Genomic DNA, 22,104 nt, shown 5'->3' on the forward strand with positions numbered 1-22,104 from the left:
CGCCCTTTTTAATTCATTTTAATATGATGCCAATGGCGCCCGTTAAACGCTTTCACCTTGAGTAATTTTGTAGCCCATATCCACGATGGTTTCTTCTACCACTTCACCTTTCAAACGTGCGAGCAATAATTGTGCACTCTTTTCGCCAATTTCAAAACGCGGAGTATCCACGCTGGTTAACGTTGGGCTGATTGTTTGACCAATATCCAATGCGTTGTAACCCACTACGGCCAGCTGTTGTGGTACTGGAATTTGGCGACGCTGTGCACTGAGCAAAGTACCAATGGCAATATCATCGTTAGTACAGAAGACACCGTCTAAATTAGGGTATGCCTCTAACGCTCGCTCCAACAAGCCATCCGCCAAAGAGAAACTTGAGTGCTCACCGGTTAAAATATGTTTCGGCTCAAGCCCCGCTTCTTGCATCGCTCGGTCATAACCTTGCATACGCAATTTAGTCCGAGTATCCAAACGGGCCCCAAAATAAGCAATGGTGGTTTTGCCTGAATCCAGCATCCGCTTAACCACATGATACGAAGCATCTTCATGATCAAGCCCGACCGCCATATCAATCGGATTGCTCGGCAACTCCATGGTTTCCACCACGGGAACTCCGGAATTTTTGATCATTTGTAGTGTGCGTGGTGTGTGATGGCTTTCGGTTAAGATCAAACCATCGACTTGGTACGAAAGCAATGAGGCAATCTTATGCTCCTCTTCCATTTCATCGTAACTAAAGTGCGCTAATAAGGTTTCATAACCATTGGCTTTAGTCACCGTTTCAATGCCTTGAACAAAAGAAGCAAATATTTGGTTAGAGAGTGATGGCAATAAAATACCAATCGCTTTACTGGATGATTTTGACAGCATCGCTGGCGCGCGGTTTTCGATATAGCCGGTTTTTTCAATCGCTTCAGCGATCTTAACGCGCGTTTTTTCCGCGACTGATTCCGGGTTACGCATGTAGCGCGACACCGTCATTTTGGTAACGCCAACTTTGTCTGCAACGTCCTGTAATGTCGCTCGATTTTTCTTATTATTTTGATTCATAGGGAATTATTATAAATTGATGTTACTAGTAACATTATGCCTACACGAGTGATATACAACAAGTGGAAGACGCCAAAATGCCAATACAGTGCAAAAAAAAGCTCCCCCAAATGGGAGAGCTCAGTTTGATGTTTCTATTTACGCGTGTTGGCCAGCAACAAAGCCAGAGCTCCAACACCATTGGAAGTTATAACCCCCTAGCCAGCCGGTCACATCCATCACTTCACCAATAAAGAATAAACCATCGATGTTTTTACACTGCATGGTTTTTGATGAGAGGAGATCAGTATCAACCCCACCTAACGTAACTTCTGCGGTGCGATAACCTTCTGTGCCGTTTGGCGCAATCTGCCAGTTCTCAAGGTATTCAGTGATCTGCTTAAGTTGTTTATCATTGAACTGCTTGAGAGGCTTATCCACCAGCTCTTTACGTTCAACTATCACTTCCACCAAGCGCTTTGGTAGTACTCGCGCCAGCGTGTTCTTCAAACTTTGATTCGGATGCTGTTCGCGAGCGATCGTCAACAACTCATCAACGTCCGCTTCTGGAACAAGGTTGATTGTTACTTTCTGACCTGCTTTCCAGAATGACGAAATCTGTAACACAGCAGGGCCAGAAAGCCCACGGTGGGTAAACAACAACGCTTCTTTAAATACAGTGCCATCTTGAGCCGTAATTTCAGCTGGAATGGCGATGCCAGACAAAGCTTCGAAATCTTCCTTCTCTTGCTTGTGCAAAGTGAACGGCACTAAGCCCGCAGAGGTTGGGATAATCGGCAAACCAAATTGCTCAGCCACTTTGTAGCCAAATGGCGTCGCACCCAGTTTTGGCATTGATAAGCCACCTGTCGCAATCACCAATGACTGACATTCGATTGCATTGGCGTTAGCCATGAGAGTGAAGCCTTGCTCACTTTGCTCAATCTGCTGTACATCTTGCTGATAACGCAATTGGACTTTGGCTTGCTGACACTCTTCAAGCAGCATGTTGACAATCTGCTTGGCTGAATCAACACAGAATAGCTGACCATGATCGCGCTCTTCAAACTCAATGCCGTACTTACTCACCATCGCAATAAAATCCCAGTTAGTGTACTGAGACAGCGCCGATTTCACAAAGTGAGGGTTACGACATAAGTAGTTATTTGCGCTGACATCATAGTTAGTGAAGTTACAGCGGCCACCACCAGAGATAAGGATCTTACGTCCTGGTTTTTTTGCATGGTCTAGTACCAATACTTTACGACCTCGCTTACCCGCTTCCGCTGCACAGATTAATCCCGCAGCACCGGCACCGATAATGACGACGTCAAATTTTTCACTCATGATGGCTCACTCAAACAGCTTACTTAGGCAATAAAAAAAGGATGTGCTAAGTGCACATCCTTGCAAATCGAGGCGCTATTCTAGCGATTCTTTGACTACTTGCCAATTCAACCCGACATTGAGTGTTCTGTGCTTAGCGATTAAAGAATAAACGAAGCAAACAGAGTCACCAATAGCAGTGCTGAGCATAAGATAAACAGCTGTCTAACTCGGTCACATTTCGAGGTAAATACCGTATCGTGATGATGGTGATACTCTTTAGTTTTCAAATAACTAAACAGTTTCACTTGTTTGGTCATGTTGCCATGCGTGGTAAAGAAACCACCGCCGTCGACCTGCTGATACAGTAAAGGATGCGCTTCGCGCATAATGTAGATTAACGAACGCAGCGCCGTAAGATACCTTGCCATATTGACTAATGTGACAAGCATAAGCGCAAATAGAATAGTGTCTCCACTGATCATCTTCTCCTCCCTACATCTTCCAATGAGACCCAAGAGAAAAAGACAATCAGTGTGAATGTCTTTGGCTAACGGTTAAGCAGCCGGGCCGTCCATAATGGAAGATGAACCTTCTTTAGCTAAAGCGGCTAGATCCTTATCGATAAAGAACAGCGCTTTGCCGTCTTCACCAACCAGTTCTAACTTATCTAATATCCCTTTAAATAACTTCTCTTCCTCGTGCTGTTCCGCTACGTACCACTGTAAGAAGTTGAATGTTGAGTAATCTTGAGAAGTAAACGCTAAGTGCGCGAGCTTATTGATTTGTTGTGTAATCATTTGCTCGTGCTCGTAGGTTTCACGAAATACTTCACCTAGACTTTCAAACATATGCTTTGGTGCTTCAATTGAGCCAAGAATTGGCATACCGCCAGTTTCACTCACATAAGTGAAAAGACGTTGCATGTGCTCCATCTCTTCTACGGCATGTGCACGTAAAAACTCAGCTGCGCCTTCAAATCCTTTGTCTTCACACCAAGCACTCATTTGTAAGTATAGATTGGATGAAAAGAATTCGAGGTTAATTTGTTCATTCAATTCATCAATCATCGCTTGAGACAGCATTTTCCACTCCTAATCATTCGGTTATCGCAACTGACTATAACACGAACAAAAGCAGAACACTTTGTATACTCAATATGGTTCTGGGATCACGACAGCATAATTATCACTCGACCAGTGCTAACCTTAAATCAAAGACCTACAGGAGATGGCAGCATGAGTTATCAACATATCTTAGTCGCAATAGACCTTTCTGAAGACAGTAAACATTTAGTAGAGAAAGCGGTGTCATTAGCCAAACCACTAAATGCAGATGTGTCGTTTATTCATATTGATGTTAACTACGCCGAACTGTATACCGGCCTAATTGATATCAACATGGCGGAAACCCAGCACCAAGCCATTGAAGCCTCACAAAAGCAGCTACAAGAGTTAGCTGATCACGCAGGTTACCCTATCAAACATACCTTGGTAGGCAGTGGTGATTTAAGTAATGAGCTGTGTGAAAACATCAGTGAATATCACATTGATTTAGTTATTTGTGGCCACCACCAAGATTTTTGGAGCAAATTGCTCTCTTCCACTCGTCAGTTGATCAATTGCACACCGGTCGACTTGTTGGTTGTACCACTCAAGGATTAATCGCTTCACTGAATAATCTGGTTTAGACTGGCGGCTGTTATTGATAATGAGTATTGGTTATGGGTTATCTATCAGCCGTCACGTTACTTTGGGCGTTTTCATTTAGCCTGATTGGCGTCTATTTGGCAGGCCAAGTGGACTCTTGGTTTTCGGTGTTTATGCGCGTGGCGCTGGCCAGCGTGGTCTTCCTGCCGTTTATAAAATTCAAAGGGGTCAGCAAATCCCTGATCGCTAAATTAATGGTGGTCGGCGGCTTTCAGCTCGGATTGATGTATTGCTTCTACTATCAATCATTTTTGCTTCTTTCCGTGCCCGAAGTGCTACTGTTTACCGTTTTTACCCCTATCTACGTCACCCTGATTTACGACCTACTTAAAGGCCGCTTCTCGCCTTGGTATCTTGTCACAGCGGGAATTGCCGTGCTCGGTGCAGCATTTATTAAATTTGCCGGAATCAATGAAAACTTCTTACTTGGTTTCCTTGTCGTGCAAGGCGCAAACCTCTGCTTCGCGATTGGCCAAGTCGGCTACAAATACATCATGGAGACCGAACAAGTTGAGCTGCCACAGCATGCGGTGTTTGGCTATTTCTATTTAGGTGCGCTCGTCGTAGCGACCATCGCCTTTAGCTTAATGGGTAACCTAGATAAACTGCCTACCACCAGCACTCAATGGGGTATTCTGATTTACCTTGGTCTGATCGCTTCCGGCTTGGGATACTTTGCATGGAACAAAGGTGCGACCATGGTTAATGCGGGCGCCTTAGCCGTGATGAATAATGCCTTAGTGCCAGCCGGTCTTATCGTCAACATCGTGATTTGGAATCGCGACGTCGACTTACCGCGCCTGGCGATTGGTGGTGCCATTATTCTGCTCTCACTATGGGTCAATGAAACTTGGGTGAAACGCAAAGTCGAACACAGTTACGCAACCACTGCCAAATAACGTCATTAAGCCAATAACAAAAAGCCCGCTCAGTTGAGCGGGCTTTTTCGTATTTAGAGCGATGATTAGCTCATCGATGCTTTCACATAAACATCAAATCGATTCTTTTTGGTTTCAATCGCCATGCTCGGTTTTATTTGATTAAGCCATTCAGCATAATCAGGGCGCTTCACCACAACTCGTTTGGTCGCCAAGGCTAAAGCCGGTTCTAACAACGCATCCGCATCATTATCCGCACCAACCAAAGATTGGAACACTCGCATCTCTTTTTTGACTAAAGCACTTTTCTTTTTGGTTTCAGGATGTGGGTACATAGGGTCAAGATAAACCACATCAGGAGCAACAAAGTCAGGATCATTGGCCAGCATATCCAACGCATTGTGGCTTGAGGCATGCAATAGCGACATTCGCTCCGTAACCCACGCACCAATTTCGTTATCTTGCTTAGCTCGAGTCAAGCCATCATCGAGCAGTGCGGCGACGACCGGGTGACGTTCAACCATTTGAACTTTACAACCCAATGAAGCCAAAACAAACGCATCGCGCCCAAGGCCGGCCGTACCATCCAATACCGTTGGCGTCGCGCCTTTATTAAGGCCCGCCGCTTTTGCAATTGCTTGCCCTTTACCACCACCAAATTTACGGCGGTGTGCCACCGCACCAGACACTAAATCGACAAAGATCGCGCCCAGCTTTGGCTCATCAAGTTTACGCAGCTCTAAACGCTGCTCTGTCAGCACTAATGCAAATTGGCTTTGCTCATCATGTTCAAGCCCCCAACGCGTCGCCAGTTCAGCTAAACGATCCGCTTGGTTAAGGTCTTCACAAACAATTTGTAATTGCACAGGTGGCTCCAGTAAAGCGCAAAAAGGAGGCGCAGTTTAGCGAATTTTATTCTTGGCTACTACGCTTGCGTAGTGAACGTTTCACTCTCATTGTTGAGCTCTTCACTCAACTCTTCAACCAACTCAGCCAAAGGCTTCGGTTTTCCAATCGCATACCCCTGAGCATAATCAACACCCAGCTCGATCAGTAGATCGATAATTTGATTGTTTTCAACAAACTCAGCCACGGTGCGTTTGCCCATTTGCTTGGCTAAATCATTGATTGAGCGAACCATCAAATGGTCCATTTCATTGTTGTCAATGTCGCGCACAAACAGGCCATCTATTTTGACGATATCAACTGGCAGCTTCTTTAGATAGCCAAATGAGGATAAGCCCGAGCCAAAGTCATCCAATGCGATCAGGCAACCAAGCTGTTTGAGCTGTGCAAAAAACTCTATCGCCTGATTCATATTACTCATGGCTGCGGTTTCGGTGATTTCTAAACAGATTTTATTACACGGCACCGCACTCTCTTGCAGTTCATTGAGCAGAAAATCAATGAACTCCTGATTACCCATCGAGTGGCCAGATAAGTTAATCGCACACAGAGCGAGGTTATCTATCGCATTTGGGTGTTGTGCTAACCATTGCAGAGTTTGGCGGACGACTTGCTTATCAATCAAATGGGCAATGTTATAGCGCTCTGAAGCCGGCATAAAAATACCCGGAGAGATGTATTCACCATCCGCATTGCGAATGCGCACCAAAATTTCAAAGTGCATGCGATGGTCGTCTTGTTCTAAACCCAAAATTCGCTGAGCAAACAATTCAAGCCGATCGTTATTAAGCGCATTGTGCACCATATTGACGCAAGCCATTTCCATTTCACGCCGACGCAAATCTTGGTCATCTTGGCAGTACAGACTAAAGCGATTACGCCCCTCTTCCTTGGCGGCATGACAGGCTGTATCAGCTTGCGCGTGCACCATTTGTGGCGACGTGGCAGTATGATCGATAAGACGAATGCCTATCGAGCACGACAAGTTGAGTTTGATGTCATCCCAGATAAAGGCTTGCTCTGCCAACATAGCAATGATCGAACTTGCCACATTCTTGGCATCACGTTCAGTACAATCTTTTAGCAATACCGCAAACTCATCCCCACCCATACGAGCCAAGATGGCTTTATACGGCAGTACCTCTTCCAATAAGCTGGCGCAAAATTGAATCGCTGCATCGCCCGCTTCGTGGCCTGCGGTATCATTAAGTACTTTAAGCTGATCCATATCGAGATAGAGCATGGCGTGAGTTCGGGTATAGCTCTCTACCTCTTTGAGTGCTTTTTCCAGCTCAATTTCAAAGTGGTTTCGGTTGTAAGTATCAGTCAGCAAGTCATGTTGCGCTTGATAGGCGAGCTGATCGGCCATTTGGCGCAAAGTAGTCACATCCTCCCCAACAATCAGTAAGTGGCCACTCTCCACCAGCGGGCGGATATTTTCACGAATCCACAATGAGTGACCATTTTGGTGACGGTATTCCACCTCACGGCGCCAAACCCCTTTCATCACTTGCTTAGGTTGCAGCAATACTTGCCGAGGGATGCTTGCATCATCATCAACATAAAAAGACTTTAGACGATGACCTAAAATCTGATTCTCTTTGTAACCCAATAACTGCTCAGCAAAACGGTTAACTTGCTGAATGCGATTTTGCTCATCGAGTGTAATCATCATGACCGGTTGCTGATCATAGTAATGACTTAAGCTGGCTTCACGCTCAAATAAACGCTCTTCCGTCAGTTTTCTAGAGGTAATATCGCGCGCTTCCAACAAGATTTGCGCCTCACGATGTTCATGCTGCGGAAGAGGCTTTAACGAAAGTTCGAGTACCATAGAGCCTTGCTCTGGATGCCAAATCTCAGCTTCAAACTGACAATTGCTGCTCTCATCCGAGGTAAGAAAATAACGCTCAATTCTATCGGCCGCGTTCTGCTCCCAATGATGATGGAGCCAAATTGGCTTCTCTGATACTGAATTCTGCTGATAGAGTAAATCTTGTAATTTGCTGTTACTTGAAACGATACAGCCGTTTTGATCGAGAATACCAATGTAGTGATAGCTTTGGTCGAACACCATTTCAATCAAGGTTTGATTGTCTAACGCCATTTGCTCACTGCGCTTTAAACGACTGAGGTAATAGAGCAACACTGCGATGACCACCGCCAGCGTGATAAATAAGCTCACCACAAAGCGCAACTGTTCCTCATAGCGCTCGACAAAGCTTAGCGGTTTATTGAAAAAGACTGATGGTGATTCTGTATCAACACCAAGTTGCCATTTGATCACCGCTTGGTAATCTAATTTGATTTCTGGAGAGCCAATTTGTACGACAGGCAGACTGGCATTGGGCTCAGCGAGTACCTTCATTAACTGTCCCGCCGTTTGTTGGCCTTGAATATGACCACTTTGAATCACGCCACCGACAGCGCCAAACCCCATATCTAAATCATGCACCATATAGATTGGCGCTCCGGTAACTTGATTGAGTTGCTGCCAATCTTTCTTACCTGTAATCCAGCCATTGTTGTCACGATAATAGACCCAAAACAACACACTCGACTGACGGTCGAGCGTTTGAACGAACGCCAGCAAATCGCCGTAAGTTTTCGGCGCGAGCGGTTCAATAACCGCTGAATAATCCGGATACATCGCCATAAATTTATCTAACTGCTGACGCACTGCGTCGCCGGTAATCGAGTAATCAGTGACCACGTAGATTTTCTTAACCTCAGGCTGTAAACGTTCAATCAGACTGATATTACTCAGTAGATCGATATCTTCGGTTATCCCGGTCGCTTTCAATCCTTGATGCATACTTGGATCATAGTTGTTGATACCACCAAAAATGACCGGCGTATCACCCAACTCAGGCGCTAAGCGTTGCATCAGTTGTAAGGCGGTATTGTCACTCACCACGATGGCTTTGAACTTTTCTTCACTAAATTTGGTCTTGTATAGGCGGTAAAGCTGATCAAGATAGGAGGCACTCTGCAAGCGCTTAGTATCTAAATACATCACACGAGTAGAGATTTGACTGTGCTTGAAGACTTCCTCTAAACCTTGTTGAAACGCATCCGTCCAGAAAAAGCCCTGATGATAAGAGTGAATAATCAAGACGTCTTTGTCTTTCGCACTGACTAAGGTGCTAAAAAAAGTACTAAACAAAAGGGAAACGAGTATCAGACAAAAACGCACAAGTTAAACTCTTAAGTAAAAGAAATTAGTGCAACAATGGTATCATCATTGATGATAAATTGTACTCATCTCTACTTAAGTGCTTTAAAGCAGATAGGATTTTTTATGCAAGTACATGCCAACAAACTCGATGATCTTGATAAGGCGATTCTAAAAACGCTGATGGCTGACGCGCGTAAACCATATGCAGAAATGGCCAAGCAATTTGATGTCAGTCCGGCCACCATCCACGTTCGCATTGAAAAAATGAAAGCGGCCAATGTAATTCAAGGGACAGAGGTTATCGTTGATACCAAAAAACTCGGCTATGATGTCTGTTGCTTTATCGGCATAAACCTCAATGCAGCACGTGACTACCATTCGGCGCTGGCTAAACTCAATGCGCTCGAAGAAGTGGTTGAGGCGTACTACACTACAGGTGCGTATAACATCTTCGTTAAGTTAATGTGCCGTTCAATCGAAGAACTGCAGTATGTGTTGATTGATAAGCTACAAGCCATTGATGAAGTGCAATCAACCGAAACACTGATTTCATTGCAAAACCCAATCAATCGCAATGTTAACCCATAGCGTTGTCACGATAAAAATAACCACGATTTAGATATAAAAAAACCCGCTAAGGCGGGCTCTTCAAAATTGATCTAACGCGATGCTAAGTAATGCTGTAACTCTTCAACAGAGATACCTTGATCGGCAATTTGTTTTGCGAGGATATCAACTTGCTCATCTTTACGAGCAGCGATCACTTGCTGAAAATGATAAATAATATCGCGTAAGACTGGCACCGGTACTTGCTTGGCAGCACTCTGAATGCGTTCGCCACTTTGATTACCTAATTCACCAAGTAATTTACCAAACATAACTTTCTCTGGAGCGGTATCTAGTTGCTCCAATAAGCGAGCCATCTCGTAAGTCGTCAGAGACATGTTATAAAAAAATCCACTAGCTAAAACAGAACGTTAAATATACAACGTTTTGATGATTTCGCCTAGTTATAAGCCAAGTAGAGAGCGTTAAATCCCTTTATTTACTGGCGTTGACTCAATAATCAACGCCAATATCATAGTTGAGAGGCTCACAAATTAAGGCACACAAATAGTGTGGGACAGTTAAGCAGCCACTTGATGCCACGCTCGGCCAGATTTGGTGAATAGGACCATTAGCCATGGCAGTACAATTAGCATCTGAATCGCGATCAATGTTTGTGGTTCTAAACCTAAACGTTGTACTAACGCAATCACCAACCCTGACCCACTCATTTGGAATAGGCCCAATAGTGCCGCCGCAGTGCCCGCTTTGTCGCCAAACGGCGCTAGGGCCTTACCTGCTGCTGCCCCTAGGATCCATGCAAAACCAACAGAAGAAAGAAAGATAGGTAGCATAAAAGCGAGCGCCGTTTCGATAGACGCTAATAGCAGCATCAACACACCAGCAAGCATTAGAATAGTCAGGCCAATCATTAATGTCGCGCGCGTGCCAAGTTTATCCATACATTTCGGCGCAGTCATACAAGCGATGATATTAATTGCGGCATTCAAACCAAACCAAAAGGTGAAGTCATTCATACTCAAACCCAGCTTCGCCATTAGTACTACTGGCGCCGATGTAACATAAGCAAGAATCACCGCCATCGCTAACATACAAAGGCTAGCATGGAACAGGAATGTTGGCGTTTGTAAGATACTAATATAACGATTGAGCTTAAACACTGGTTCTTTGCTTGGTGTTAGGTTGGTCTCTTTCATGCCCACAATCATCATCACTAATACCGTGATGGCAAAGCCAGCCATAAAACTAAAGTTACTCCGCCAACCAAACTGCTGAGTCAGCCAGCTCCCCAAAATAGGCGCCAAGGCGGGAATAAAACATATCGCCCCATTAAGGTAACTGATCATCTTGCCACTTTTTTGTGGTCCAAAGAGATCGCGAACGGTTGCAAAGGCAGCTACAGAAGTTGCGCATGCGCCCAACCCTTGTAGTAATCGAGCCATCAGCATCCATTCAATGCTTTGAGCGCTCCACGCCAATAAAGCACTCACGCCATAGATACTGATACCGCCAAGTGCAACCGTTCGACGTCCTAACTTGTCTGCGAGTGGGCCAGCAAATAGCTGACCAATACCCATCGCGAACAAGAACCAACTAATCGTGTCTTGTACCTGAGCATGTTCCACGTGAAACGACTCTTGCATCAAAGGGAATGCTGGTAAGTAAATATCAATCGCCAAAGGACTGAATAGAACCAGTAAAGTAAGCAGAATCATTTGCGATTTAGCGGGTGAAACAGAAGGAGAATGCGGCACAACAAAACCATTAGTGGATGAAATTTTCCTAAGTGTAAGTTAGGCTAGATATGACATCCAATGACATTAAGTCATTCGAGATATTCTAATTAGGAATAGCTATGAACATTGAAAAACTTGCCCGTATTGATCTCAATTTACTGGTCTGTTTAAAAGTACTCACCGAGGAACTAAACGTCACTCGCAGCGCTAACCGTCTCTGTTTGTCTCAATCCGCTGTCAGTAAGAACCTAGCCAAACTTCGTCAACAGTTCGACGACCCATTGTTCATTCGCAATGCGCATGGTTTAACCGCCACACCTAAAACGCTATTTCTGAAACCCAAATTGGATAACCTAATCCATCAACTGGAACAGTTAACTCAGCCTGAACAATTTTCCCCTCATTCAAGTGACTACCGCTTTCAAATTGCAGCAGTGGAAAGTGTCTACCCACTAATTTTGCCGCACTTCTTACCGCAGATTTTTAAGCAAGCACCAAATGTAACCATCAGTACCCACCCTTGGAATGACCAAACTTTTGCTCTACTGCAACGAGGGGAATTGGACTTAGGCATTACCGGTAAAGATATCGACATCAACGATGCCAAACTCACCATGCTGCCACCCACTGATATTTGTGAACAAGAGATCTATCGCGACAATCAGATGTGCCTGCTTCGTAAAGATCACCCTGCGCTGACACAGCCATGGAACTTATCCAACTATCTCAAGCAGCGACATGTACAAGTTCGTTGTGATGGCAATGATCGCTGGTTACTCGACTACCGTTTGGCCGATATCGGAGCTGAGCGCGATATCGCGGTAACCGTACCCGATTTCAACAGTGCGGCCAGCCTATGCTGCTATACCGATTTCGTCTTTACTGCACCGAGCCACTTTGTGCACCTAGCAGCCAGTCAAAACAATCTCACTGTTTTGCCATTGCCACTCGAATTCCCGCCAATGGCTTATACGTTGTTTTGGCATCGCGATCGCGAGAGTGATCCAGCCCTCTCATGGCTTCGCTCTCTGATCACAGAAAAAACCAACTCATTACGCTAACAAGGCAATCTTCACCCTAGATTGAAATGCGTTACCACAAAGGAAACAAAACAAACTCTTGCGCTAACAATTGCAGCCATGCGGCAAAAAGAGTAGCTTATTCTCGATTATCGCTACGCTTGCGCGGCCACTCTATTTGAAGGATTAACGATCATGCTTACAAACACTGAACAGCGTTTGAGCGCCATTAGACAATGGCTTGTTCAGCACGATATTGATGCACTAATTGTGCCTCACGAAGATGAATATTTGGGTGAATACGTCCCAGCACATAACGAACGTTTACACTGGCTAACCGGTTTTACTGGTTCGGCTGGTGCCGCTGTCATCACTCAAGATAAAGCGGCAATATTTGTCGATGGCCGTTATACCGTTCAAGTGACTAAACAAGTACCTAATGAGCTATTTGAGTACCGTCATCTCATCAATGAGCCAGCATTAGATTGGATTATTGACCACGTTACTGCGGGTAAAAAAGTAGCTATCGACCCACGCATGCATTCTGGCGCGTGGTTAGAAGCCGCGCAGGCGAAGCTAACGAAGCAACATCAACTAACCATATTGGAAACCAATCCAATTGATGAGCTTTGGCTCGACCGCCCAGCCGCAGTTGTCTCTGAAGTACGCTTGATGGCTACGGATTCAGTTGGCCAATCCAGTACCAGTAAACGTGAACAAATTGGAGCCATTATTGCTAAGCAAGGTGGTGATAGTGCCGTAATCACCGCGCTAGATTCTATCTGTTGGCTGCTGAATGTACGCGGGTTGGATGTATCGCGCCTGCCGGTGCTGCTTTCTCATGCCATCTTACACAGCAACGGCAACGTTGAATTCTTCCTCGATCCAGCACGTCTACCGAGTGAGTTTGGTCAACATGTTGGCCAAGGTGTCAGCGTTTATCATCCAGAGCAGTTACAAGCACGCTTGGAAGCATTAGGCGACTCTAAGGTCCTACTTGACGCCAATACCAGCAACGCTTGGTTTAAGTTAGTGCTACAAAACAGTGGTGCAACCGTTATCTCAGCCGCCGATCCCTGTCTAATGCCAAAAGCGGCTAAAAATGCCACTGAGATTGCAGGCATGAAAGCTTGCCATATTCGTGATGGTATTGCGATGGTGACGTTCTTGTCGTGGCTTGATAATGAAGTTGCTCAAGGCCAACTGCATAACGAGGCACAACTTTCTGATAAGCTGGAAGCAATTCGTCGCATGGATCCAAGCCTAATGGATCTGAGCTTTGATACTATTTCTGCAGCTGGCGGCAATGCTGCTATGTGTCACTACAATCATGAAAATCAACCAACACCAGGCCAACTAAGCCTCAACACACTGTACTTGGTCGATTCAGGTGGTCAGTATTTAGATGGCACTACCGACATTACTCGTACGATTGCGATTGGCCAACCAAGTGACGATATGATTAAGCAATTTACCTTGGCCCTAAAAGGCCATATTGGTATTGCTCGAGCTCGTTTCCCGCAAGGGACTCGAGGCTTCCAACTCGATACTCTTGCACGCCAGCATTTGTGGGCTGAAGGCTACGACTATGACCACGGCACGGGCCATGGTGTCGGCCACTTCTTGAGTGTACATGAAGGTCCTGCCAGCATCTCAAAACGTTTAATTGATGTCCCACTAGTTGAAGGTATGGTGCTATCGAACGAACCTGGTTATTACCGTGCTGAACAGTTTGGTATCCGTATTGAAAACTTAGAGCTTGTGGTTGAACTGCCAACGCAAGGTGACTTCTCAGTTCTGACTTTTGAGTCGCTGACACGTTGTCCGATTGATGTACGCAATATCGACGTCAACCTACTCACTCGACCTGAACTGGCGTGGCTAAATGAATACCATGATAAGGTATGGCAAGATTTAAGTGCATTGGTAACCGGCGATGTACAAACCTGGCTGCGCCAAGCAACGCTTCCGCTCAGTCACTAATATTTCATAGCAGGAAAAATATTACTGCTCATTAGCAATAATGTTTCGGTTATACCCGAATAAAAAGGCTTCCTATGGAAGCCTTTTTTGTTTCACGTGAAACACTCAATCGAATCTACCCTGAATAGGCTGAATGCCAGTCACGCCAGATGGGATCAAATCCCTTACTCCTAATCATCGCTTCAACACGACTCGCACTACGTTCATCACTGATCTCAAACTGCTCTAGCTCGCTATCCTCTAACGCATACCCTCCCGGTTGAGTCTTAGATGCCGCAGACATTGCGGTAATACCTAACGGCAATACATTATCGCGGAATACTTCGCTTTCGCGTGTAGAAAGTGATAATTCAACTTCGGAGTTTAACAAGCGATATGCGCAGATCAATTGCACCAACTGCTTATCTGTCATCACCGATTTTGGTTGTAAGCCACCTTCACATGGTCGGAGGCGCGGGAAAGAAATTGAATAACGCGTTTTCCAATAGCGACGTTCTAAGTAGTCAAGGTGCGCAGCAACGAAGAAGCAATCGGTACGCCACTCTTCCAGTCCAATCAAAGCACCGATACCTATCTTATCAATCCCCGCTTTCGCCAGTCGATCTGGTGTTTCTAGGCGATACTCAAACTTGGTTTTATTGCCACGTAGATGATGCTGAGCATACGTACTCGGATGATAGGTTTCCTGATAGACCATCACAGCATCAAGCCCAAGCGTTTTCAATTCTGCATAGTCTTGCTCGGCAAGCGGCTGAACTTCCATGGCCAAATAGTTAAAACTTGGCTTGATTACTGGCAACATTTTCCGAAAGTAGCTCATACCCACTTTCGTTTCGTGTTCACCGGTTACCAGCAAAACGCTGTCAAATTTCATTGCTTTGATTGCTGCAACTTCCGCTTCTATTTCATCTTCAGTCAAAGTACGGCGCTTAATCCGGTTTTCCATCGAAAAACCACAATAGCTACAGGCATTGGCACATAAATTAGAAAGGTAGAGCGGGATATAGAGCGACATTGTATGCCCAAACCGCTTACGGGTAAGCGCAAAGGATTGTTGTGCCATCTGCTCTAAGTAAGGTTCCGCCGCAGGTGAAATCAGCGCTTTAAAGTCTTCTAAATCACGCCTAGGTTTGGCTAAGGCGCGCTCAACATCCGTTGCCGTTTTAGCGTAAATAGATAACGAAATGTCATCCCAATTGAGTTGATTGAATCGGTTAACAAAGCTCATAGCATCAACCTAGTTATCCAGAAATGAAGTCAAAGGACTCGAAGCAACAGCATGCGATACTTGCCCAGCAAGACCTGACTCATAAGCCATACGGCCAGACTCGACGGCGAGCTTGAAGGCGATAGCCATCGCAACCGGATCACTCGCTGCGGCAATGGCGGTATTGACTAATACTGCATCTGCGCCAAGCTCCATCGCTCGTGCAGCATGAGATGGCGCACCAATACCGGCATCAACCACAACCGGTACAGATGCCTGATCGATAATAATCTCCAGGAAGTCTTGTGAAACAAGCCCCTTGTTGGAACCAATTGGCGCACCTAGAGGCATGACTGCAGCGCAACCTACCTCTTCTAACCGCTTACACAGAACAGGATCAGCATGACAATAAGGCAAGACGACAAAACCATCTTTAACCAGTTGCTCTGCCGCTGCTAAGGTTTCAATTGGGTCTGGCATCAAATATTTAGGATCAGGATGAATTTCCAGTTTTAACCAATTGGTTCCTAGTGCTTCTCGCGCAAGATGAGCCGCAAAGATGGCATCTTTGGCATTCTTTGCCCCAGAGGTATTTGGTAACAGGTTGACGCCCGATTCAATCAAGGGAGACAAGATATCATCATGCTTATCGTTAATATCAACTCGCTTGAGGGCCATCGTCGCCAACTGAGATTCAGAAGCAATGATCGCACGGGCCATTAAACTCGAATTGGCAAATTTACCTGTTCCAGTGAACAACCGTGAATGAAAAGCTTTATCAGCAATTTTTAACATCATTAACCTCCTGCAATCGCTTGAAATAGTGATATTTCATCGCCGTCACAAAGCAAAGTGCTCGCCCAAACACTGCGGGGCACTACCTGATTATTAATCGCAAATACACATCCTTGATGAGGAAGTTTGCATTGGCTAATCAGCTGTTCTAAATCTCCACCACGTGCGATCTGATGCGGCGTTTGATTAATGTAAATCGTAATGACACTCATAATGCGACCTCCGTAGTCGCTTGGGATACGTTGCAGAGCTTACACTCAAAGTCACGCACTATTTTGATGGCTTGCCATTGCATCGTTTGGCCATTGAACAGATGCAAATGATTGGGTTCAACAAAAAATTTACCCGTTGCTAATTTTTGGATTGCAGCCAATGCCTGATAATTTCCTAGAACCCCAACGACAGGACCAATAATGCCCATGTCGCTGCACTTACCTTCTTGAGTCATTTCATCAAATGGAATAAGACAACGATAACAAGGTGATTCTGGTAAATAATCGAAGACCGTAAACTGGCCTTGCCAACCTATCGCAGCTGCAGAAATAAGAGGCGTTTTTTGTTGTGAACAGATTCGATTCACTTGCTGACGTGTGAGCAAATTATCACTGCAATCGAGTACAACATCTGCCAGCATGATCTCAAGACCAAGCTGTTCATCAGCTAAGCGTCGTTCGACAGCCCTAACATTGATACTGTCATTGAGTTGCTTTAGTTGTTGCATCAGCGCCTTAGCTTTATTGTGCTGAAGATCGGTTTGCCGATACGCAACTTGCCTTTGTAAATTGCTCTCTTCAACCAAATCATCATCAACAACAACTAAGTGGCCTACACCTGCGGCGGCTAAATAGAGCGTGGCAGCACAACCTAAACCGCCGCAACCGATGACCAATACATGTGAATTAACTAGCGATACTTGCCCTTGCTCTGAAACTTCAGATAAGCAAACTTGTCTTTGGTAACGCAAAAATAATCGATCAGATAACATGTTCTGCACCTCGCTCACTAAGGCACATTCGTGTTTTTGGCTGCATGACTCGTCCGAACTCAGACAAGACTTTCTGCGGGTCGGGGGCCAAAGTAATCGCTCGCACAACGGCTAAGCTTGAAACACCACAACACCAGACCTCTGGGGCTGTCGCAAGGTCAATCCCACCAATCGCCACCGTTGGATAACCAAGTTCGTCGTGATAGGGAATCGTATCAATAAGTCGTTGGTATAACGTCAAACGAACCAAACCTTGAGGTTTGGAAGGCATTTCTTTGGTTGTCGTTGGGAATATATGGCCAAGCGCTATATAGCTTGGTTTGAGTTGACTGATTCGCAGTAATTCAAAATAACCATGCGTTGATAAGCCAAGACAAACACCCGCTTGATTGATTGAGCTAAGGTCAGCATGTTCGATATCTTCCTGACCAAGATGAACACCGAAAGCACCATACTTGAGAGCGAGTTGCCAATAATCATTGATAAATACTTGGCTGTTATGCTGTTTACCAAGAGCAATTGCATGCTTTACTTGCGCTTCCAAGTCACTTTGACTGGCATCTTTTATCCGCAATTGCACGGTGTTTACACCCAGCTTCAATAGGCGCTCAACCCACTCAACACTATCAACTACTGGATAGAGTCCGATTTTTTGCTTGTCTAATCGAGCAAAAGAAGCTGCGCAACGTTGAACTGACCAACCAACTTGAATACCTAGTCGTTTGTCTTCAAGTACCGGACGGGGAAACAGTGTAAAATCTGCCGCCCATGTTTCACGTGAAACATTTATCATCGCTCGTGCAAGCGTAAGACAATCTTCAATCGGAAACTCTAAGCTCAATAACACCAACACCCAAGACAGATGTCGCGGTTGCTGTTTATCATCAAGCGTCTGAAGCGGATAAGAAAGCGCCCTAACCTCATCACCCAATGGATGATGCCATATATCCAAAGCATGACCGCTATCTGCTAATCCGAGAGAAATGGTATTGCGCTGACTAGGAGCAGCCACCAAACTCTTCTGATTGCTATAACAAAGATGGTAGTCACTTACGCTATCATCGCTCCCGATAAAGTCAGCACCAATGACGAACTGTTTATCAGCAAGGTTTATCGCAAAAAGCGAGGTAGAGCTTACGCCCAACATCACTTGGTCAATCGCAAAGCCATTTTGCTCTGCGACCAACAATGCCTGCTGAATCTCAGCCGTTAGCTCTATCGAAGATGATGGAACCAATATTTCGACCATGATTACTCTGCCTCAGATGCAACCGCTGGGTGATACAACTCAGAGCCCGTCGCTCTAAACTCTGCAGATTTCTGTTTCATCCCCTCAAGTGGATCATCCAGCATTTTGATTGAGATAGCCTGATCAGCTGCAACTTGTTTGGTATCTTTGGCATACTCTCGAACTTCTTGAGAAATCTTCATGGAGCAGAATTTAGGGCCACACATAGAGCAGAAATGGGCTACTTTACCGGACTCTTGCGGTAACGTTTCGTCATGGTAAGCACGAGCAGTTTCAGGATCGAGAGAGAGATTAAATTGGTCTTCCCAACGAAATTCAAAGCGCGCTTTCGATAAAGCATTATCACGAATTTGTGCGCCTGGATGACCCTTGGCTAAGTCAGCCGCATGAGCTGCTAACTTGTATGTGATCAACCCTGTTTTCACATCTTCTTTATTTGGTAATCCCAAGTGCTCTTTTGGCGTTACATAGCACAACATCGCGCAGCCATACCAGCCGATCATCGCCGCACCAATACCGGAAGTAATATGGTCATAGCCAGGAGCGATATCTGTCGTTAATGGGCCTAAGGTGTAAAAAGGTGCTTCATGACAATGCTTGAGCTGTTCATCCATGTTTTCCTTAATCATATGCATTGGTACATGACCAGGGCCTTCGATAATCACCTGAACATCATACTCCCATGCAACCTTAGTTAACTCCCCCAATGTGCGCAGCTCAGCAAATTGAGCTTCATCGTTGGCGTCAGCAATCGAACCTGGTCGTAGACCATCACCTAAAGAAAGCGCCACGTCATACTGAGCACAGATTTCGCAAATTTCACGGAAGTGGGTATAGAGGAAGCTTTCTTGATGGTGAGCAAGGCACCATTTCGCAATGATGGAACCTCCACGGGAGACAATACCAGTGACACGTTTGGCCGTCATTGGCACATAACGCAATAGCAAACCGGCGTGAATAGTAAAGTAATCAACCCCCTGCTCCGCTTGTTCGATAAGTGTATCGCGCATCACCTCCCAATTAAGGTCTTCAGCGACACCGTTCACTTTCTCTAGAGCTTGATACATAGGCACCGTGCCGATCGGCACCGGACTGTTACGCAATATCCACTCTCGAGTTTCATGAATATTTCGTCCCGTAGACAAGTCCATTACGGTATCGCCCCCCCAACGAGTGGACCAAACTAGCTTTTCAACTTCTTCTTCAATTGAAGAGCTCACCGATGAATTACCAATATTAGCATTGACCTTAACTAAGAAGTTACGGCCAATGATCATCGGTTCAGATTCTGGATGGTTAATATTCGATGGGATAATTGCACGACCTTCAGCGACTTCCTTGCGTACAAACTCAGCGGTAATATCTTTGGGTAAGTTAGCCCCAAAATTCTGCCCTGGATGCTGCTGGTTAAGCATTTCATCACTATATCGAGCGCGCCCCATATTTTCGCGCAATGCGATATATTCCATCTCCGGGGTAATGATGCCTTGGCGTGCATAATGCAATTGTGTTACGCATTGGCCTGCTTTCGCACGACGTATATTAGGTAGATTGCCATAGCGCAGGTCGTCTAGGCTTTCATCGTCCAAGCGCTCTTTCGCATATACCGAGCTAACATCATCCAAAAGCTGCGTATCAGCACGTTCCTCAATCCATAATTCCCTCAATTTAGGAAGACCTTTATATAGGTCAATGTCATGCTCAGGATCGGTATAAACACCAGAGGTATCATAAACGCGCATTGGTTCGTTCGGCTCGAAAATCGGCGCTTCTTTTGTGCCGCCAATCAAACTATCTGCCAAGGTGATTTCTCGCATAGGAACACGGATATCAGGCCGAGAGCCCTCAACATAAGTTTTTCGAGAGTTTGGGTACGGTTGCACCGAAAGAGTATCTATAAACTGTTTAGCTTCCAGTCTTGCTTGCTTGCGACTCGACATAGCATTTTTCCTTGCTCATTTTTTATAAAACGTATGGGATAAAAATGCTTGGCGGAACGATATGACAAGAGGATCGAGTGTCACTGACAAAAATTGTGCACTGATAATGAGACGATTTAACCTAGATATAGCGGGATATTTAGGTGCAATGATCTTCTCTTGTTCCCTACGCAGGTCTTAGCCTGATCAGGTTCTACGGATCCCGAATAAACGGTCTCAGCCAAATGGCTCTCCGACAAGTGAAGCAATTATAAGCAATTAGTGATTCGAAACCAAGCCGAACACGCTGTAATTTAACTAAATGTTAACTTTCATTAAAAGTTGGAAGCCAACCCAAGCGGCTGAAATACTTAAAACCACATTAAGTAGAACATTTAGGCCCATCTTGAGAAAAGCACCTTGCTGCATCAGTAAAACGTTATCCATAGAAAAGGTTGAGAAGGTCGTCAATGCACCAAGGAAACCTAAACCAATAATTTGGCGCCATGGCTCAATAGCAAGAACTTCACTTTCAAATGCTGCGATCAGCAGACCCATAATAAAAGACCCGACCACGTTAACCGTTAACGTACCATATGGAAATCCACGTCCTAGCAATGCAACGCAAAGCTCCGAGACTAAATAGCGGGAACAAGCACCAAATGCCCCACCGAGTGCAATAAAGCCGAGTATGGAAAGTTGGCCCATAAATCCCCCAAAATATTCAATGGCTATATTCTAGCCACTTCTACGCGATATAGACACCAAGACAATAATAAATTCCAATAAATTAGGGTTGCCAATAAGGTTTAATTTCAAACGTTACAGGAGTCACTTTAATGTCAATATCAGCGCAATAACTATAGAAGCTATCAACATCAGCATAGCGATATTAGGTTTAGCGAAAAAGAGGTCTATAGGCTCCTGTATAGTCATAGAAGCGCTCAGGTAAACTGATATGTATTGGCTAGCTATAAATCCCAGCAACCGCGATACAGGCGAAAATAGAACAATAACAAGATCTCGTGGCGAACAACCATAAATACAGACGTAAAAGCATCAGCATTTCTGCTGAGGCTTGATATATGGCAGGGGTGGAGAGATTCGAATCCTCAACACGCGCAGTTTTGTAATTAGCGGGATCCGCTGCTCTGCCAAGTAGCGACAGACTCCAAAATCCAGATGTAAAAAAGCCCCAGCATTTCTGCTGAGGCTTAATATATGGCAGGGGTGGAGAGATTCGAACTCCCAACACGCGCTATTTAGTATTAGGGGAATCCGCTGCTCTTCCAATTGACAATAATTCACAAAGTACAGATGTAAAAAAGCCTCTGCATTTCTTCTGAAGCTTAATATATGGCAGGGGTGGAGAGATTCGAACCCTCATGTAATTAGCGGGATCCGCGGCTCAGCCAAGTAACGACACACTCCAAAATCCAGATGTAAAAAAGCCCCAGCATTTCTGCTGAGGCTTAGTATATGGCAGGGGTGGAGAGATTCGAACTCCCAACACGCGGATTTGGAATCCGCTGCTCTGCCAATTGGAGCTACACCCCTAAATTTTGAATCCAGCAAATGCTAGATTCAAAAAAACCTCGCATGTAGCGAGGTTCTCGAA

General features: G+C 45.2%; 20 protein-coding genes, 1 tRNA gene and 1 riboswitch. Of the genes, 5 read left to right on the forward strand and 16 right to left on the reverse strand.

What is annotated here, in order from left to right; translation table 11 throughout:
• Nucleotides 1-42: 42 nt before the first annotated feature.
• From RH86_RS14045 to ftnA, 4 genes are all read right to left on the reverse strand, one after another.
• A complete protein-coding gene (locus RH86_RS14045) occupies nt 43-1,050 on the reverse strand; it encodes a LacI family DNA-binding transcriptional regulator (RefSeq protein WP_005599979.1) in 1,008 nt (335 codons plus the stop codon).
• A 138-nt stretch (nt 1,051-1,188) separates the two neighbouring features.
• Nucleotides 1,189-2,376, reverse strand: a complete 1,188-nt coding sequence (locus RH86_RS14050; RefSeq protein ID WP_009386786.1) for an NAD(P)/FAD-dependent oxidoreductase — start codon at nt 2,374-2,376, stop codon at nt 1,189-1,191.
• 140 nt (nt 2,377-2,516) lie between these two features.
• The gene (uspB, locus tag RH86_RS14055; protein WP_005599976.1) at nt 2,517-2,840 is read right to left on the reverse strand and encodes a universal stress protein UspB; all 324 of its coding nucleotides are present in this window, start codon (nt 2,838-2,840) and stop codon (nt 2,517-2,519) included.
• 72 nt (nt 2,841-2,912) lie between these two features.
• Complete coding sequence (gene ftnA / locus RH86_RS14060) at nt 2,913-3,440, reverse strand: non-heme ferritin (protein WP_005599974.1); 528 nt, start codon at nt 3,438-3,440, stop codon at nt 2,913-2,915.
• A gap of 153 nt (nt 3,441-3,593) precedes the next feature.
• On the opposite strand from ftnA, the gene uspA reads away from it, so the two are divergent.
• Together uspA and RH86_RS14070 are read left to right on the forward strand one after the other, a co-directional pair.
• Complete coding sequence (gene uspA, locus RH86_RS14065; RefSeq protein WP_005599973.1) at nt 3,594-4,019, forward strand: universal stress protein UspA; 426 nt, start codon at nt 3,594-3,596, stop codon at nt 4,017-4,019.
• 59 nt (nt 4,020-4,078) lie between these two features.
• Nucleotides 4,079-4,963, forward strand: coding sequence for a carboxylate/amino acid/amine transporter (locus RH86_RS14070; RefSeq protein ID WP_009386787.1), 885 nt, complete (start codon nt 4,079-4,081; stop codon nt 4,961-4,963).
• Between the two features lie 65 nt (nt 4,964-5,028).
• Here the strand turns inward: RH86_RS14070 and RH86_RS14075 are convergent, their stop codons facing one another.
• Both RH86_RS14075 and RH86_RS14080 read right to left on the reverse strand, forming a co-directional pair.
• Nucleotides 5,029-5,808, reverse strand: a complete 780-nt coding sequence (locus tag RH86_RS14075) for a class I SAM-dependent methyltransferase (protein WP_009386788.1) — start codon at nt 5,806-5,808, stop codon at nt 5,029-5,031.
• Nucleotides 5,809-5,867: 59 nt separating this feature from the next.
• A complete protein-coding gene (locus RH86_RS14080; protein WP_009386789.1) occupies nt 5,868-9,044 on the reverse strand; it encodes an EAL domain-containing protein in 3,177 nt (1,058 codons plus the stop codon).
• 105 nt (nt 9,045-9,149) lie between these two features.
• On the opposite strand from RH86_RS14080, the gene asnC reads away from it, so the two are divergent.
• Nucleotides 9,150-9,614, forward strand: coding sequence for a transcriptional regulator AsnC (gene asnC / locus RH86_RS14085; protein WP_005599969.1), 465 nt, complete (start codon nt 9,150-9,152; stop codon nt 9,612-9,614).
• 71 nt (nt 9,615-9,685) lie between these two features.
• Here asnC and RH86_RS14090 read toward each other — a convergent pair whose 3' ends face one another.
• Nucleotides 9,686-9,970 (reverse strand): hypothetical protein, encoded by a 285-nt coding sequence (locus RH86_RS14090; RefSeq protein ID WP_005599967.1) that lies wholly within the window; start codon nt 9,968-9,970, stop codon nt 9,686-9,688.
• Between the two features lie 183 nt (nt 9,971-10,153).
• Entirely contained in the window at nt 10,154-11,308 is a 1,155-nt protein-coding gene (locus RH86_RS14095; protein WP_009386790.1) for a multidrug effflux MFS transporter, read from the reverse strand.
• Between the two features lie 140 nt (nt 11,309-11,448).
• On the opposite strand from RH86_RS14095, the gene RH86_RS14100 reads away from it, so the two are divergent.
• Together RH86_RS14100 and RH86_RS14105 are read left to right on the forward strand one after the other, a co-directional pair.
• Nucleotides 11,449-12,390, forward strand: coding sequence for a LysR family transcriptional regulator (locus tag RH86_RS14100; RefSeq protein WP_009386791.1), 942 nt, complete (start codon nt 11,449-11,451; stop codon nt 12,388-12,390).
• A gap of 153 nt (nt 12,391-12,543) precedes the next feature.
• On the forward strand, nt 12,544-14,331 hold the full coding sequence (locus tag RH86_RS14105; protein ID WP_009386792.1) for an aminopeptidase P family protein: 1,788 nt from the start codon (nt 12,544-12,546) through the stop codon (nt 14,329-14,331).
• A 115-nt stretch (nt 14,332-14,446) separates the two neighbouring features.
• Here the strand turns inward: RH86_RS14105 and thiH are convergent, their stop codons facing one another.
• The 8 genes from thiH to RH86_RS14145 form a co-directional block, all read right to left on the reverse strand.
• The gene (thiH, locus tag RH86_RS14110) at nt 14,447-15,559 is read right to left on the reverse strand and encodes a 2-iminoacetate synthase ThiH (protein WP_009386793.1); all 1,113 of its coding nucleotides are present in this window, start codon (nt 15,557-15,559) and stop codon (nt 14,447-14,449) included.
• Nucleotides 15,560-15,568: 9 nt separating this feature from the next.
• A complete protein-coding gene (locus tag RH86_RS14115; protein WP_009386794.1) occupies nt 15,569-16,333 on the reverse strand; it encodes a thiazole synthase in 765 nt (254 codons plus the stop codon).
• 2 nt (nt 16,334-16,335) lie between these two features.
• Nucleotides 16,336-16,545 carry a sulfur carrier protein ThiS gene (gene thiS, locus RH86_RS14120; RefSeq protein WP_009386795.1) on the reverse strand — a complete coding sequence of 70 codons (210 nt, stop codon included), beginning with the start codon at nt 16,543-16,545 and terminating at the stop codon, nt 16,336-16,338.
• Complete coding sequence (locus RH86_RS14125) at nt 16,542-17,318, reverse strand: HesA/MoeB/ThiF family protein (RefSeq protein ID WP_009386796.1); 777 nt, start codon at nt 17,316-17,318, stop codon at nt 16,542-16,544. Before RH86_RS14125 ends, thiS begins: the two co-directional genes overlap by 4 nt.
• A complete protein-coding gene (locus RH86_RS14130; RefSeq protein ID WP_009386797.1) occupies nt 17,308-18,567 on the reverse strand; it encodes a thiamine phosphate synthase in 1,260 nt (419 codons plus the stop codon). Before RH86_RS14130 ends, RH86_RS14125 begins: the two co-directional genes overlap by 11 nt.
• Before the next feature lie 2 nt (nt 18,568-18,569).
• Nucleotides 18,570-20,507 (reverse strand): phosphomethylpyrimidine synthase ThiC, encoded by a 1,938-nt coding sequence (thiC, locus tag RH86_RS14135; protein WP_009386798.1) that lies wholly within the window; start codon nt 20,505-20,507, stop codon nt 18,570-18,572.
• A gap of 146 nt (nt 20,508-20,653) precedes the next feature.
• A riboswitch (TPP riboswitch) is annotated at nt 20,654-20,752 on the reverse strand.
• Between the two features lie 52 nt (nt 20,753-20,804).
• A complete protein-coding gene (gene crcB, locus RH86_RS14140) occupies nt 20,805-21,194 on the reverse strand; it encodes a fluoride efflux transporter CrcB (protein WP_005599956.1) in 390 nt (129 codons plus the stop codon).
• Between the two features lie 772 nt (nt 21,195-21,966).
• Nucleotides 21,967-22,043, reverse strand: a tRNA-Trp gene (locus tag RH86_RS14145).
• Nucleotides 22,044-22,104: the final 61 nt, after the last annotated feature.

The organism is Vibrio sp. N418 (genome assembly GCF_000222565.1).
In the GTDB taxonomy this organism is placed as follows: domain Bacteria; phylum Pseudomonadota; class Gammaproteobacteria; order Enterobacterales; family Vibrionaceae; genus Vibrio; species Vibrio scophthalmi.